Raw genomic sequence first — 14,967 nt, 5'->3', positions numbered from 1 at the left:
GGGGAGCACCTCAGAGCTGACCGGCTCATGCCTGGCGCCCGAGCAGCACAACGCCGGCCAGAATCAGCGCGACACCCAGCCAGTGCACGGCGTCGATGGATTCCTTGAAAACAAAGCGGCTGGCCAAAGTGATCAGCACCACATTCAGCCCCAGCATCGGGTAGGCGATGCCGACCTCCAGGCGCTGCAACACCAGCAGCCAGCCCAGCAAACCCAGGCCCAGACACGCCATTGCCAGCCACAGCCAGAACGAGCGCAATGCGGCGAGCACCCGCGGAAATGTGCCGTGCCAACGCTCCACCGCGCACTTCTGCGCGACCTGGCCCAGGCATGTCAGCCCGCAGGTGCCCAACAGCAGCAGCCAGGTCATGGCGCCGTCTTCGGGTAAATGAGGATGATCAGATTACCTTCGTCGAAGCGCTCGGCGTCTTTGGGCAGCAGCTCAAGCTCGCGCAGCTCCTCGTCGCTTCTTCCGCGCATGACCACGCCGACCTGGCCCTCGCTGCGGGCTTTGGTCATCCAAGTGTTGATCCTTTTCAGGGTGACTTCACGGGCTTGCGCATCGGGATAGCCCAGTCCGTATTCCAGCTCGTTCCAGGTATTGAAAAACGATACGTCGGTTCTGTTCAGGCGCCAGGCCAGGGCCGAGGCAGCACCCAGGTCATTGCTCAACAGGTGGGTGCTCGCCGCCAGTTGCGCCTGATGGGCAAGCACGAACTGGTCAGGGGTCTTGTTGTGCACGACGTCATAAGGAAGAGCCGCCGGCAACAACGCGACCAGCAGCCAACCGCCCAATGCCGGCGCGGCCCAATACTTCATCGGACGCAGACCTTGCAGCGCATTGCTCGCACACCAGCCGGTCAGCACGACGAGCGCCAGTAACAGGTGCAGCGGTTCGTGGTCGTACAGCGGCTGTTTGAGTTGCAGGTACACCAGCGCCAACAGTCCGAGTAAACCGGCGGCGGCGTTGAGCCAGCCGTTGACGCGCAACGCTGTGAGCTGACGCTGACGGAGGCGTTCGATCAGCCCATCGGCCATCAACAGTGCCACCGGCAGCAGGCACGGCAGAAGGTAGGTCGGCAGCTTGCCGTTGCTGATGCTGAGAAATGCCAGCGGCACCAGCAGCCACAGCAGCAGAAAGGCAATCTCGGGTCGACGCCGGTGCTGCCAGGCCTGGCGGAACGTGACGGGCAGCAGCACCGCCCACGGCAGGCAGGACACCACCAGCAGCGGCAGGTAAAACCACCAGGGTTCGGCGTGCTGGGCATCGGCCCCGGCAAAGCGCCGCACGTGCTCGTGCCAGAAGAAGAACCGCCAGAAGTCGGGTTCCTGGGCATGCACCGTGAGGACCCATGGCAGGCTCACGACGATGGCAATCAACACCGCCAGCGGCCCATACCGAAGCAGTTCCCCGACGCGTCGCTGCCAGAGCATGTAGGGCAGGGCGATCATCACCGGCAGTGCCCAGGCCAGAAAGCCCTTGGTCATAAAGCCGATGCCGCAGGCCAGTCCGATCAGCGCCCAGGCACCCAGTCGAGCGCGCCCGCTGCTGTGAACGGCGCACCAGAACCCGACCAGCGTCAGGTTGGCCCACAGGGTGAACTGAGGATCGAGGTTGGCGTAACCGGCTTGCCCGGCAATGAACGCAAAGCTCATGAACAGCAGCGCACTGGCGAAACTCTTGCGCGGGTCGTTCCACATCCGCGTGGCAAGCCAGTACGCGAGCACCACGCTCAAGCCACTGCTCAGCGCCGACGCAATCCGCACGCCAAACAGGTTTTCGCCAAAAATCGCCTGACCCACGGCAATCAGCCAATAGCCCGCGGCGGGTTTCTCGAAATAGCGCAGGCCCATGAAATGGGGCGCGGCCCATTGACTGCTGTGGAGCATTTCCTGGCTGATCTGGGCGTAGCGGGTTTCATCGGGAATCCACAAACCGTGGAACCCCAGCGGCAGCAGAAAGAACGCGGCGAAGGCCAGCACCAGCAAGGCGATGTTGCGCTGTTCGGCTGTGATCATCGCTGCACCCCCAACCAGCCTTCGCGGCCGCGCAGAACGCCGCGCACCAGCTGGCCTGAAGGCACCTGATCCAGTGAAGCCGGCAGCAGCGCACCGAGGGGCTGAAAGTGGATGCCACGGGTTTTCGCCTCACTCAACAGCGCGCGAAAAGCCGGGGCCATGACGATGCCTTCGACCTCGGCGTGAACGGTGTAGACGTTCAGCTTCGATGCTGCGAAGCGCCGAAGGATGTCGTCGTTGAACGCCCGCGCGTCGAGCTGTGGCGACACCAGTTCGTCGTAGGTCGGCAGGTCCACCGGAATCTGCGGCGTGCCCAGCGCGCCATCGGCCAGCACCGGGCGGAATATCGACGTGCCCCGGCAATCGCTGTTGTAGCGAAAGCCGAATGCCTCTTTCGCCTGCACCACGCGCTCATCGGCGCGCCAGCCAGCGGCGGCGGAGCAGGTCACCGGGTGGCCGAGAATATCGCTGAGAACGTCAACGCCGCGCTGGATCTGATCGGTCAGCCCGGCCTCGCTCCAGCGCCCGGCATTGGCCTGCCAGCCGTGATGATCCCAAGCGTGTAAACCCACCTCGTGACCGGCGTCCCGGGCGCGGCGCATCAGCGGCCCGAGGTCGCGGCCTATCGGCTTGCCGGGCCACGCGGTGCCTGCGAGCAGAATGTCCCAGCCGTACAGACTGGCCGCCCGGGAGCGCAGCATTTTCCAGAGGAATTGCGGACGCGCCAGGCGCCACAGATGGCGACCCATGTTGTCCGGGCCGACGCTGAAGAAAAACGTCGCCTTGACCTGCGATTCGTCGAGCAGGTCCAGCAGTCGCGGCACGCCGTCGCGGGTGCCGCGCCAGGTGTCGACATCGATGCGCAGGCCGGCCATCATCAGCCGCGCGCGCCGGTGGTGACGGTCAGTTCGGCCTTCTCGGCCATGGCTTCGCGGAGGAAGAAGTCCAGGGTCTTGCCGATGGTTTCGCTCAGCTCGATGGTCGGTGCCCAGCCGATCAGCCGCTTTGCGTTGTCGATGCTCGGTTTGCGGTGGCTGACGTCCTGATAGCCCTTGCCGTAGAACGATTGGCTTTCAACCTCACGGAACCCGGCGAAGGGCGGGAAGTTGTGGCGCAGCGGGTGGGCTTCGAACTGGCGCAGCAACTCTCTACCCAACTGGCGAATGCTGGCTTCGTTGTCGGGGTTGCCGATGTTGATGATCTGACCGTTGCAGTGGCCGCCTTTGTTTTGGATGATCCGCGCCAAGGCTTCGATGCCGTCGACAACGTCGGTGAAGCAGCGTTTCTGCGCGCCGCCGTCCACCAGGCGGATCGGCGTGCCTTCCACCAGGTGCAGAATCAGCTGAGTGATGGCCCGCGAGCTGCCAATGCGCGCGGAGTCCAGGCGGTCCAGCCGCGGCCCCATCCAGTTGAACGGGCGGAACAGGGTGAACTGCAAACCCTTCTGCCCATAGGCCCAGATCACCCGGTCGAGCAACTGCTTGGACACTGAGTAGATCCAGCGCTGCTTGTTGATCGGGCCGACCACCAGATTGGAAGTGTCTTCGTCGAAACTGGCGTCCTGGCACATGCCGTACACCTCGGACGTCGAGGGGAAGATCACGCGCTTGTTGTACTTCACGCAGTGGCGAACGATTTTCAGGTTCTCTTCGAAATCCAGCTCGAACACCCGCAGCGGGTTGCGCGTGTATTCGATGGGCGTGGCGATGGCCACCAGCGGCAGCACCACGTCGCACTTCTTGATGTGGTACTCGATCCACTCGGAGTGAATGCTGATGTCGCCTTCGATGAAGTGGAAATTCGGCCTGGCGCGCAGGCGTTCGATGGCGTCCGAACCGATGTCCATGCCGTAGATTTCGTAGCGGTCGTCCTGCAGCAGACGCTCGGACAGGTGATTGCCAATGAAGCCGTTGACCCCGAGGATCAGCACGCGGGTGCGCCGGACCGGGCGGTGCGGGTCAATGCCCTGCAAGCGCGAACCCTCCACCAGACCGAACTCGCGAGCCAGTTGCGCGCCGCTCAGGTACAGGCCGTCGTCACCGCGCTGGCCGGCGCTGATTACCAGCGAGCCTTCGCCGCAGGCAACGCGCAAGGGCTCGCAACCGAGCACCGTGCCGGGCGCCTCGCCGCTGTTACCGGCCTCCGCTCGCGCGGCCCAGACAATCAATTTGTGTTCGCCGACTGGGCAAAAGGCGCCGGGGTAGGGTTGGGTCACAGCACGCACCAGATTGCCCAGTCGGATCGCCGGCAGCGACCAGTCGATCAAGCCGTCGGCAGCGGTGCGGCGGCCGTAATAGGTGGCGGCAGATTCATCCTGGGGTGTCCCCGACAACTGGCCCCGGGCGAGCAGTGGCAGGGTTTCCGAGAGCAGGCCCGCAGCGGCTTCACGCAATTTGCCATGCAGGGTCAGCGCCGTTTCCGTCGTGCTGATGGCGATACGTTGCTGGGCGAAGATGGGCCCTGCGTCGGCGCGCTTGACCATCTGGTGCAAGGTCACGCCGGTTTCGCTTTCGCCATTGACCAGCACCCAGTTGGCCGGCGCCCGGCCACGGTATTTGGGCAGCAGCGAACCGTGCAGGTTGAACGCGCCGTCTTTTGCGCAGGCCAGCAGCGGTTCGCTGAGCAACTGGCGGTAGTAGAACGAGAAGATGAAATCGGGTTCGAGCCGGGCGATGCGCTCAAGCCACAGCGGGTGATTGGGGTCCTCCGGCGCGTGCACGGGAATCTCGTGCTGAGCGCACAGCTGGGCCACCGAGCCGAAGAAGGTTTTTTCCTTCGGGTCATCGGCGTGGGTGAACACCGCCGCGATCTCATAACCGGCGTCGAGCAGTGCCTGCAAGCCAACGCAGCCAATATCGTGGTAAGCAAAAACGACAGCTTTCTTGTTCATGGTGCGACCTTGTGGGCGTAAGCGGGGGCAGAAGAGGGGACGGCTTCGAGCGCTGTCTGGGGGGACCCGCGCACGACTTTCTCAATGAAAAAACGCGGCCGTGCGCGCACGTCGCTGTACATGCGGCCGAGGTATTCGCCGAGCAGGCCCATGCCGATGAACTGCCCGCCGGTGAAGACGAACAGCACCGCAAACAGGACGAACGTGCCGTGCCCGGCCCACGGCGCGCCGAACATCAGGCGCAGGACCACCAGCGCCAGGGCAAACAGCACGCCCAGCAGCGCCATGCCAAAACCGACAATGCTCAGCAGCCGCAGGGGCGTGGTGGTCATGCAGGTGATCAGGTCGAACATCAGGTTGATCAGGCGCATGGGGCTGTACTTGGAATCGCCGTGTTCGCGTTCGGCGTGCTCGACCAGGATTTCCGTGGTGTGCCGGGCGAAGCTGTTGGCCAGGATCGGGATGAAAGTGCTGCGCTCACGGCAGGCGAGCATGGCGTCGACGATGTTGCGCCGATAAGCGCGGAGCATGCAGCCGTAGTCGTTCATCGCCACGCCGGTGGAGCGCTGCACGGCGAGATTGATCAGCTTCGACGGCCAGCGCCGCCAGGCGGAGTCCTGCCGGTGACTGCGCACTGTGCCGACCACGTCGTAACCCTGTTCGGCCAGGCGCACCAGACGCGGGATCTCTTCGGGCGGGTTCTGCAGGTCGGCGTCCAGGGTGATCACCACGTCGCCCTTGCATTGCTCGAAACCCGCCATGATCGCCGCGTGCTGGCCGTAATTGCGATTGAGAATGACCGCCACTACGTGGCTGCCTTGTCGCTCGGCGGCCTCTTGAAGCAGGTCGGCCGAAGCGTCGCGGCTACCATCGTCGACCAGCACGATTTCGTAGGCGCAGTTCAACAGGGCGCAAGCGGCCTCGGTGCGGTCCAGTAACTCGGGCAGGCTCTGCTCCTCGTTGTAGACCGGGATTACAACGGACACACAGCGGACGGGATAGGCTTTCAAGGGCGCGCTCCGACGATGGATTCAATGGCACCGACGACGCGCTCGACTTCGTCGCGGGTCATGTCCGGGAACAGCGGAATCGAACACAGCCGCGACGAATTCCACTCGGTGTTCGGCAGGTGCACGTCCGGGAAGCGCTGGCGGTAATAGCGGTGCAGGTGAGTGGCGATGAAATGAATGCCAGTGCCGATGCCGCGTTCTTGCAGGGCCTTCATGAACCCGTCGCGGTCCAGACCGCAGCGCTCGGGGTCGATGCGCAAAATGAACAGATGCCAGGCGTGCTGTTGCGGGTAAACAGGCTGGGAGAGCGGCATGACCGGGCTGTTGGCCAGTCGGTCCCGATAGTGGCTGGCCAGCCGGCGACGTTGCTCGTTGATGTGATCGAGCCGGTGCAGTTGCACGAGGGCGATGCTGGCGTTGATGTCCGCCAGGTTGTATTTGAAGCCGGGTTCGATGACTTCGGCCTGGGGTTTGCGGCCCAGGGTCAGACGGTCGTAGGCATCGACGCCGAGGCCGTGGAATTTCAACTGACGCACCCGATCCGCCAGTTTCGCGTCATCGGTGACGAACATCGCGCCTTCCGCACAGGTCATGTTCTTGATCGCATGAAAGGAAAAAATCGCCGTGCCACGGCTGCCCACTGGCCGGCCCTTATAGCCCGTGCCGGCCGCGTGGGCGGCGTCTTCGATGACCGCGATGCCGTGGCGGTCTGCCAGCGCGTAAATAGGATCGAGGTCGCAGGCGGCGCCGGCGTAATGCACCGGGACAATGGCTTTGGTGCGCGGGGTGATGACCTGTTCGATCAAATCGGCGTCGGTCATCAGCGTGTCGCGGTCGACGTCGACAAACACCGGGGTGGCGCCCAGCAGGCAGATCATGTTGGCCGTCGAGACCCAGGTCTGCGAGGGCGTGATCACTTCATCGCCGGGGCCGACGCCCAGGGCGAGCAACGCGATGTGCATGGCGCCTGTCGCCGATGAAACCGCGACGGCATGCCGTGCACCGACCCGCTCGGCGAACTGCGCTTCGAGCTGCTGACACTCCGGGCCCGTGGTGATCCAGCCGGAGCGCAGCACGCGGGTCACCGCCGCCACTTCTTCATCGCCGAGGCTCGGTCGCGAGAAAGGAAGAAATGCCTCATTCATAGTTTGAACGTCCCCGTGAAGTCCGATGTTTTGCAACGCGAACCGCAAGCACAGTGATGCCCGGATCGTCAGTTATTATTAAACGCGTACGGTTGATCAGCAGTGTGATCTTCGCCGGATATACCGATCAGGCGCGTCGGTTAAACATGTTCTGGCGGATCATTGAATCGCAGGTTAGTCGCTCAAATATGAAAATAATGTCTGTGGAGTGTAGGCGTTCTGTCTTGGATGTTTGCTGTCAGGGCCAATGATCCCGGGCGTATCAGCTCGTTGTGACAATTGTTCGTGCGGGTTCATATTTCAGCCTGTTTATCAACGCTGGGGCCGCTGTTATTTCGATGGCAGACAGCATCTGTTCAGTAAGGTGTTTATTCAAGTTTGGTCGGATTCAACACCGTCCCTGTCGGGAACAACACTAATTCCTCCATTAATATGTAATGACGCACGCAGCAATTACCCTCTGCTTCCAATGGGTGTGTACTTTTCAAGCTAGTCCACCTATCGGTATTTCGCGAATGTGTTCGCAAAGGCCTGCGTTTACAAAGAGCGGGTCCACGCTCTTTCATGGCCGTTCCCTTAACCTAGCGCCCGCATACTTAATCGCAGCTGAACATGAAGCACTGAAGTGATCACGGCTAACGCCGGTCCCACGGTCGAGGTCACAACTGGGTCCACAGTCGTGATCATCGCCGGTCCCGCAATCGGGTCTGGAGTCACCCCCACCGTCAGTGCTACAACCCGTCTCACTCAACGATGAATCAACCCCTTTCAGCCAAGAGCCAACCACCCATGATGGACAGTCTCAGCGGCATCACGGCGTTCATCACCGTGGCCGAAACCCGCAGCTTCACTGAAGCGGGACGCTTGCTGGAAATCTCTTCGTCCGCCGTGGGCAAGAGCGTGGCGCGCATGGAGGAGAGGCTCGGCGTGCGCTTGTTCCATCGCAGCACGCGCAGCGTCACCCTGACCACCGAAGGCGAACGGTTTCTGGATCGCTGCAAGCGCATCGTCAGCGAGGTCCAAGCCGCTGAGCTGGAGCTGCTCGAACTGTCCGCCACGCCACGGGGCAAGGTGCGCATCAGCGTGCCGATTCAGAACGTGCTGATCATGCCGGTGCTGGCGGGGTTCATGCGCGCGTACCCGGACATCGAGCTTGAAGTGGACATGTCCGACCGCATGGTGGACGTGATCGAGGAGGGCTTCGACGCGGTGATCCGCACCGGTGCGCCCCAGGATTCGCGGTTGACTGCACGCAAGCTCGGTGGCTTCCAGCTGCAGCTGGTGGCATCGCCCGCGTACCTGGAACGCTGCGGAGAACCGGCGCACCCCGACGAGCTGATTCGCCACACCTGCCTGCTGCACAAGTTTCCGGCCACCGGGATGATCGAGCGCTGGCCGTTGCGCGTCGGAGACACGCACATTCAGCCGAACCTTTCGCGGGCGTTGACCTGCACGACGACGGATCCGCTGGCGCATCTGGCGATCGACGGTGTCGGGATCGCCTGCCTGCCGGATTTTTCCATCCGCGCGCCGTTGGCCGACGGCAGGCTGAAGGTGGTGCTTGGGGACTATACCGACCACACCGGCAACCTGTGGATGCTCTGGCCTGCGTCGAAGCAGACGGCACCCCGGTTGCGGGTGTTGATCGACTATTTCAAGGACAACATTCTCAAGGGCTGACTCAGCGCTGCAACGCCTGAGCGATGGGCGCGCGGGCGACACCGAAGCTGAGCATGACCGCCAGGCCCAGCAGCCCCAACCCCGCGCCCAGCCACAGCGCCGCCGAGACGCCCTGGTGATCGACCATCAGCCCGCCGAACAGCGAGCCCGAGGCGATCGCCACCTGAAACATGGTCACCAGCATCGCCGAACTGGCCTCCGGCAACTGCGGCGAGGTGAGCTGCATCCAACTGCTGACACCCAGCGGAATCGCGCCGTACGCCACGCCCCACACCAGCACCGCCAGCATCACCCCGACGCCTTGCAGATGCGGCAACGCCAGCTGCGCCAGCACCATCAGCACAATCACCGCGCCCAGCGACGCGCGCAAATGCGTGGTGAGGGTCCCGGCCATGGCGAAGTTCGCCAGCATGCCCACCAGCCCGAAACCCAGCAGCACCCCGGTGATCGCGTTCGGCGAGAACCCGGCGTACTGCCCGAGAAACGGCGCGACGTAGGTGTAGGCGGTGAAGTGCGCGGCGACCACCGTGCCGAGCAACAGCATGCTGCGCCGCGCCGTGCCCCGTGACAGAAATGCCCGAAGCGCGCGGGCGTTGAGTCCTTCGCTGGAAGGCAGCGAGGGCAGGGTGTACGCCTGCGCCGTCAGAGCGATCAGCCCCAGGCCGGCCGTAACGACGAAGGACATGCGCCAGGAAAAGGCCGTGCTGACGAACGTACCGAACGGCACCCCGAACACCGTCGCCAGGGTGATGCCGGCGAAGATCAGCGCCGTGGCCTTCGCCGCCCTCGACTCGCTGACCAGACGCCCGGCCGCCGCAATCGCCACGGCCCAGAAGCCGCCGAGGGAAATCCCCAATAGTCCGCGCCCCAGCAGCATGATCGCCAGCGACGGTGATACCGCACAGAGCAGATTCGACAGCACCAGCAGCAGGCTCAGCAACAGCAGCAGAAGCCGGCGGTTCATGCGCCCGGCACCGAGCATGATCGCCGGCGCGGAGATCGCCGCGACGATGCCCGGTACGGTGACCATCAGCCCGGCCACGCCATCGGTGACGTCGAGGCTGTCGGCGATCTGCGGCAGAACGCCCACCGGCAGGTATTCGGACGTGACAAAGGCAAACGCGCCCAACGCCACGGAATACACCGAGAGCCAGTCGCGCCAGGAGGAAGATGCCGCAGACGCGGGCGCCGCGTGGGGTGAAACAACGTGCAAGTCGTGCATGGGAAAGCTCCACCGTAATGAGTGGAGCCATGCTAGGGAGCGGGAGCACGGGGAAAAACAGGCTGCGGTTCCGATCACTGCGGATCGATCACTCCGCAATCAAGCGAGTGCTCAGCGCGTCAACCGACCTGAGTCCAGTGAGTTTTCGGCGGCTCTGACCCGGGCACGTGTTCGGGCAGGCGCACGAAGATGCTGTAGCGGGTCTTGTTCTCGATGGCCTCGAAGGCCGCCAGTTTGTCGATCAGCGCGGCGTTGACTACCTTGCCCGCGTTCAGCAGCAGCATGCCGTTGTCGGCGTTCAAGTTGCGCACCAGGATCATGCCCGGCACCAGCTCGCGAGTGGTGACGGCCTTGACGGTCGGGTCGTTGAGCACCGCATCGTCCAGGTACGCCGCGCAGGCCTTGGCGAAATCCTCGATCAGGCCGGGGTCGTAGAGCTTGCCGGCGTAACGGCGGATGAACAGCAAGGCCTCGCCGCTGCTCAGGTGTCTTTCCAGAATCAGCCCGCGCTGCAGTTCGATGAAGTCGACGACCAGCTTGAGCAGCCGTGCGCCGTAGGGAATCGCCTCACCCTTGAGGTGCGCCGGAAAGCCGCTGCCGTCCCAGCGCTCCTGATGATGCAGGATCAGACTCGCGGCGTCCTGGATGGGTTCGAGGGTCATCAGCAATGATTCACTCTGCCGCGGGTAACTGCGCCAGGTGTCGCGGTCGGCGTGGCTGACCATGTCCGACGGCGTGTTGATCAACGCGTCGCTCCAGCCGAGCTTGCCGATGTTGTACAGCGCGGCGGCCATGCACAGGTCACGGCGGGTGGACTCTTCCAGGTTGAGTTGGCTGCTGCAGGCATTGACCAGGTCGATGACGTCGCGATTGGTCTGCTTGTCCACGGGCAGACGCTGATTGACCAGCATCGAAAACACCTCGGTGCCGGTGGCGTAACTGTGCTTGAGCTCCTCATAGGCCAGATCGAGCATGTCGGCGGTCTGCTGCAATTCGGCGGTGCGCGCCAGCACGCGTTTTTCCAAGGTGGCGTTGAGGCTTTTCAGCTCATCGTTCTGCCGCTGGGTGAGCTGTTCAAGGCGCTGTCTTTCGCGTTCGGAAAACTGGAATGCCAGCGACTGACGCAGGGTCAGCACCAGCTCTTCGTCGGTCCAGGGCTTGGCGATGTAGCGATGCACATGGCCCTGGTTGATGGCTTTGACGATGGTTTCGAGGTCGGCGTAGCCGGTCAGCAGGATGCGCGTGGTGTCCGGGTACAGGCTGTAGACCCGCGCCAGCAGCGCGGCGCCGTCCATGCCCGGCATGCGCGCGTCGCTGACGATCAGATCAACCGGCTTTTCGGCCATGATCGCCAGGGCCTGTTCGCTGCTGGTGGCCAGCAGCAGGTCATAGGGCTGCTCGCGAAGCAGGCGGCGCAGGCTGTTCAGAATCGATTCTTCATCGTCTACCAGCAGGACGGTGGGGCGTTGCTGCAACGAAACACTGGTTGAGGCTTCCATGATTGACCCCCGTTCGTACCGACATCGTGCCCGTGCCCTGGCTGCCATCCTGACTGGCATCATCACCGGAAAGGACACCTGGATGCCGCAAGGTTAGTCGAGATATGGCAAGACCTCGCGGCTTTCGCGCAATATAAATCGCCCCCTCAACTTCACCTTCGGCGGGCCGACACAAGGGCATGAGTCCACGGATTGAGGCGCTTGGTCGATCATGTTGCTGCTGCAGATATTCTCGATCATTTCCGTCTGCCTGCTGGTGCTGCTGGGTCGCTGGCTGCTGCACAGTTATCAGGTGATCAACCGGGTCAACGAGGACCTGCGGGCGGCCAACGAAGGACTGGAGCAGCGCGTCGAGGAGCGCACCCGGGCATTCAGGCAGGCCAGTCACGCGTTGCAGGTCGAGATCGAGGAGCGCAAGCAGCTCGAGAGCCAGATGATCGGCGCTGAAAAGCTCGCCTCACTGGGGCAGATGGCCGCCGGCATCGCCCACGAGATCAACAACCCCATCGGTTTCATCTCGTCGAACCTCGGCACCCTGGCGGTCTATTTCGGCAAAGTCCAGGAAGTGCTTGAGGCCTACAAAGCGGCCGAGGATCAGCTTGGATCGGCTGAGGTCATTCAATCGCTCACTGCCTTGAAAACGCGTCTGGACCTGGCGTTCGTCGAGGCGGAAATCCCGTTGCTGATTCAGGAGTCGCGAGACGGGGTGGCCCGCGCCGCGCAAATCATCAAGGACCTCAAGGAGTTTTCCCGGGCCGACACCCATCCGCAATGGCAGTGGGCGAGCCTGCAGCGTGGCATCGATTCGACGCTGAACATCGCCGCCAATGCGGTCAAGTACAAGGCCGATATCGTCAAACACTATGTGCCGTTGCCGGACATCGAATGCCTGCCGGCGCAGCTCAATCAAGTGATCATGAATCTGGTGGTGAACGCGGCCCAGGCGATTGGCCCGGAGCGCGGCACCATTACCTTGCGCAACGGCGTGCAGGGGGACAGCGTGTGGCTTGAGATCAGCGACACCGGGAGCGGCATTGCCCCGGAGGTGCTGCCGAAGATTTTCGACCCGTTCTTCACCACCAAACCGGTGGGCCAGGGCACCGGTCTGGGGCTGTCGCTGTCGTACGGGATTGTGCAAAAGCATCGCGGAACGATCAGCGTGCGCAGCGTCGAAGGGGTCGGCACGACGTTCCGTATCGAGCTGCCGATTCAGCAGCAGCGCCCTGAAGAGGGCGCATTGAACTGAGACTCAGGCATGCGCCATGCCAGGAACGTCCATGTTGATCCGGCGCCAGGCGGCTTCGGCAAAGCTGTACACCGAAAACGCGATCAGCCCCAGCGCCATGACCATCAACACCACGCCACCGGCGGGCAGGTTTTGCAAGGCGTTGAGCGCGTCTTTCAGACCGGGCGGGTGCATCGCCTGATAGCTCGAACCGCTGATGGCCAGCAGCACGCCCATTTCGACAAACGCCACGCCGCGCGCGATCAGGCCGAAGCGGGACACCGGGGTCACGTATTTCATGACCTCTTCGTCGGCCTCGAAATACTTCTCGAACGAGGCTTTCCAGCCCTTGAAGAAATGCGCGATGCCGACGCCAAGGGGCACCAGCGCAACGAGGTAGACGACCAGGTTGGAGTGTTTCCACGACAGCAGGGTGGCAAGCAGGTCTTGGGTCTGACCGCCGCCGCCACTGCCGGAACTGCGCAGGCCGTCGATCAGCAGGCCGAGGGCAAAGAACGCCAGCGCACCGTTGACCAGCCCGCCCGCGAGCAGCCCGCCACGGATCACCAGGCCCTTGAATTCGCTGCCGTGATGGTCAACGTCCCGCGTCGCCTGCAACACCCGCCAGGCAGCGAACGCGAGCAGGCCCGCAACCACCAGCCCGACCAGAATGTGGCCGAAGGGCTGGCTGAACAGGGTTTCGAGGCTGCTGTGGCTGTCTTTGGGGCGTGACGAGTCACGGGCAGCCAGCAAGGCGAAAATGCCGATGATCAGGTACAGAACGCCACGGGCGGCGTAGCCCGAACGGGCAAGCAGGACAAGGGTGTGATGCGGGGACATCGAAGGTTCTCCGGGTAAGCGATTGATCAGCAGACCCGGGAGCGCGCAAGGGGTTCGATCGGGTTGCTTTTTGCAGGACCGGCATCAGCGGGAATCTCAATGGCTGCACGCGATGCTTTTTAGTGGGACCGGCTTTAGCCGGGAAGAGGCCGGTGTGCACGCCACCAATTTTGCGGTATGGCTGCCGACGCCTTCCCGGCTAAAGCCGGTCCCACTCAGGCTGTGTGAAAACCCCGAACGCCGATGCACTGCTCAAAAAATGTACTAAAAAATGCGTTTCTACGCGAAATCTGGGTCTGCAAACCACGCGAGCATTTGCAAAATTCACGTGAGAGCGCGCAGTTCATTTTTGGTGGAGGGTTTTCACACAGCCTGCACTAAAACCAAAGCGGTCAATCCGCCGCAGATTGAATGCGCTGACGAATCCAGGTGTGGCTGTGGTCGAGCACGCGGTCGGCCATCATGGTCGGGAAATGGATGAAACCGTGGGGCGCGTCGGGCAACAGGTGCGCTTGGACCCCGGCGGTTTTGGCCCAGCGATCCGCCAGTTGCAGGGTGTCATCGCGCAGCGGGTCCAGTTCGCCGACCCACATCAATGCGGGCGGGAAACCGGATAGATCGCCATACAACGGCGAAAGCGGCGGCGCCTGACGCTGGGCATCGCTGATGTCTTGCGTCAGCAGGCGCAGGGCGGCAACCATGCCCGGTCCGTCCAGCACCAGCGTGTCCTTGCCTGCCGCTCGCACGCTCGGCGTGCCGGTCAGGTCATAAACCCCGTAATAGAGCAGGGCGCCGCACACCCGCTGGAACAACTCGGGCCAGGCCTTGAGCTGCAGCAGGGTCGCCGCCGCCAGATGCCCGCCCGCCGATTCGCCGACAACGATCACCGGCAACCCGGCGAACTCCGGGCAACCGTCACCCAGCAGCCATCGCGCCGCGACCAGGCAGTCTTCCATCAGCCCTTCGACCGGCGTTGACACCGCCAGCCGATAATCGACCGAAACAACGGCCACATCGCACGCCCGCACCATGGCCATGTTCAGATCGTCGTTCATTTGCGCGTTGCCGATCACCCAGCCGCCGCCATGAATGTCCAGCACCACGCCTTTGGGCTTGCCCTTGGGCCGGATGATCCGTACCGGCACGCGATGACCGTCGACACTCGCCGTGGTGCTTTCAGCGTGCAGGCCATGGCGGGCCAGCTTCGCCGCGCCATTGAGCTGGCCGACGCGCAGCAGCGACTGAATCAAAAGCGGGGTGAAGCGGTTGCGGATACGAAAGCGCGGCAGCCAGGCCAGCTTCTGGTTGAAGCGCCGCGCCTGCGCCAGTTCGTCGTCGGGAAAATGCAAACCGTCGTTGCTGTCCAATTGCGTGCTCTCTCTCGGGCTCACACCCGCCAGTGTTGGGTACTGACTTGGTGTGCGCGGACGGCTGAGA

Annotated in this window: 11 protein-coding genes and 1 pseudogene; 2 read left to right on the top strand and 10 right to left on the bottom strand. The window is 63.2% G+C overall.

Features of this window, described 5'->3' with window-relative positions:
• Nucleotides 1-25: 25 nt before the first annotated feature.
• From arnE to arnB, 6 genes are read right to left on the bottom strand one after another with little or no spacing between them, the layout of a single operon-like run.
• Nucleotides 26-370 (bottom strand): 4-amino-4-deoxy-L-arabinose-phosphoundecaprenol flippase subunit ArnE, encoded by a 345-nt coding sequence (arnE, locus tag QWI20_RS09485; protein WP_369305242.1) that lies wholly within the window; start codon nt 368-370, stop codon nt 26-28.
• On the bottom strand, nt 367-2,019 hold the full coding sequence (gene arnT, locus QWI20_RS09480; RefSeq protein ID WP_369305241.1) for a lipid IV(A) 4-amino-4-deoxy-L-arabinosyltransferase: 1,653 nt from the start codon (nt 2,017-2,019) through the stop codon (nt 367-369). The genes arnE and arnT overlap by 4 nt, the downstream gene beginning before the upstream one ends.
• Nucleotides 2,016-2,897 (bottom strand): 4-deoxy-4-formamido-L-arabinose-phosphoundecaprenol deformylase, encoded by an 882-nt coding sequence (arnD, locus tag QWI20_RS09475; protein ID WP_369305240.1) that lies wholly within the window; start codon nt 2,895-2,897, stop codon nt 2,016-2,018. The genes arnT and arnD overlap by 4 nt, the downstream gene beginning before the upstream one ends.
• Nucleotides 2,897-4,909 (bottom strand): bifunctional UDP-4-amino-4-deoxy-L-arabinose formyltransferase/UDP-glucuronic acid oxidase ArnA, encoded by a 2,013-nt coding sequence (arnA, locus tag QWI20_RS09470; protein ID WP_369305239.1) that lies wholly within the window; start codon nt 4,907-4,909, stop codon nt 2,897-2,899. The genes arnD and arnA overlap by 1 nt, the downstream gene beginning before the upstream one ends.
• A complete protein-coding gene (arnC, locus tag QWI20_RS09465; RefSeq protein ID WP_369305238.1) occupies nt 4,906-5,919 on the bottom strand; it encodes an undecaprenyl-phosphate 4-deoxy-4-formamido-L-arabinose transferase in 1,014 nt (337 codons plus the stop codon). Before arnC ends, arnA begins: the two co-directional genes overlap by 4 nt.
• Nucleotides 5,916-7,064 carry a UDP-4-amino-4-deoxy-L-arabinose aminotransferase gene (arnB, locus tag QWI20_RS09460; protein ID WP_369305237.1) on the bottom strand — a complete coding sequence of 383 codons (1,149 nt, stop codon included), beginning with the start codon at nt 7,062-7,064 and terminating at the stop codon, nt 5,916-5,918. Before arnB ends, arnC begins: the two co-directional genes overlap by 4 nt.
• Before the next feature lie 792 nt (nt 7,065-7,856).
• On the opposite strand from arnB, the gene QWI20_RS09455 reads away from it, so the two are divergent.
• Complete coding sequence (locus QWI20_RS09455; protein WP_369305411.1) at nt 7,857-8,744, top strand: LysR family transcriptional regulator; 888 nt, start codon at nt 7,857-7,859, stop codon at nt 8,742-8,744.
• A 1-nt stretch (nt 8,745) separates the two neighbouring features.
• Here QWI20_RS09455 and QWI20_RS09450 read toward each other — a convergent pair whose 3' ends face one another.
• Entirely contained in the window at nt 8,746-9,966 is a 1,221-nt protein-coding gene (locus QWI20_RS09450; protein WP_369305236.1) for an MFS transporter, read from the bottom strand.
• A gap of 119 nt (nt 9,967-10,085) precedes the next feature.
• A complete protein-coding gene (locus tag QWI20_RS09445) occupies nt 10,086-11,465 on the bottom strand; it encodes an HD domain-containing phosphohydrolase (RefSeq protein ID WP_369305235.1) in 1,380 nt (459 codons plus the stop codon).
• 349 nt (nt 11,466-11,814) lie between these two features.
• Here QWI20_RS09445 and QWI20_RS09440 point away from each other — a divergent pair.
• Nucleotides 11,815-12,711 (top strand): annotated as a pseudogene (locus tag QWI20_RS09440) (ATP-binding protein); the annotation flags it as partial.
• A gap of 3 nt (nt 12,712-12,714) precedes the next feature.
• On the opposite strand, the gene QWI20_RS09435 reads toward QWI20_RS09440, so the two are convergent.
• Complete coding sequence (locus QWI20_RS09435; protein WP_369305234.1) at nt 12,715-13,530, bottom strand: DUF1206 domain-containing protein; 816 nt, start codon at nt 13,528-13,530, stop codon at nt 12,715-12,717.
• 392 nt (nt 13,531-13,922) lie between these two features.
• Nucleotides 13,923-14,897: an alpha/beta hydrolase gene (locus QWI20_RS09430; protein ID WP_369305233.1), complete on the bottom strand. Its 975-nt coding sequence runs from the start codon at nt 14,895-14,897 to the stop codon at nt 13,923-13,925.
• Between the last annotated feature and the right edge of the window lie 70 nt (nt 14,898-14,967).

It is taken from the genome of Pseudomonas sp. W2-17, assembly GCF_041060445.1.
Lineage (GTDB): Bacteria > Pseudomonadota > Gammaproteobacteria > Pseudomonadales > Pseudomonadaceae > Aquipseudomonas.
This window is presented reverse-complemented; position numbering and strand designations above follow the sequence as displayed.

Excerpts from the sequence above, each read along its gene's own strand:
- arnB (WP_369305237.1), bottom strand. The coding sequence starts at position 7,064 with ATGAATGAGGCATTTCTTCCTTTCTCGCGACCGAGCCTCGGCGATGAA.
- arnA (WP_369305239.1), bottom strand. The coding sequence starts at position 4,909 with ATGAACAAGAAAGCTGTCGTTTTTGCTTACCACGATATTGGCTGCGTT.
- arnE (WP_369305242.1), bottom strand. The coding sequence starts at position 370 with ATGACCTGGCTGCTGCTGTTGGGCACCTGCGGGCTGACATGCCTGGGC.
- arnD (WP_369305240.1), bottom strand. The coding sequence starts at position 2,897 with ATGATGGCCGGCCTGCGCATCGATGTCGACACCTGGCGCGGCACCCGC.
- QWI20_RS09450 (WP_369305236.1), bottom strand. The coding sequence starts at position 9,966 with ATGCACGACTTGCACGTTGTTTCACCCCACGCGGCGCCCGCGTCTGCG.
- arnT (WP_369305241.1), bottom strand. The coding sequence starts at position 2,019 with ATGATCACAGCCGAACAGCGCAACATCGCCTTGCTGGTGCTGGCCTTC.
- QWI20_RS09445 (WP_369305235.1), bottom strand. The coding sequence starts at position 11,465 with ATGGAAGCCTCAACCAGTGTTTCGTTGCAGCAACGCCCCACCGTCCTG.
- QWI20_RS09455 (WP_369305411.1), top strand. The coding sequence starts at position 7,857 with ATGGACAGTCTCAGCGGCATCACGGCGTTCATCACCGTGGCCGAAACC.
- QWI20_RS09435 (WP_369305234.1), bottom strand. The coding sequence starts at position 13,530 with ATGTCCCCGCATCACACCCTTGTCCTGCTTGCCCGTTCGGGCTACGCC.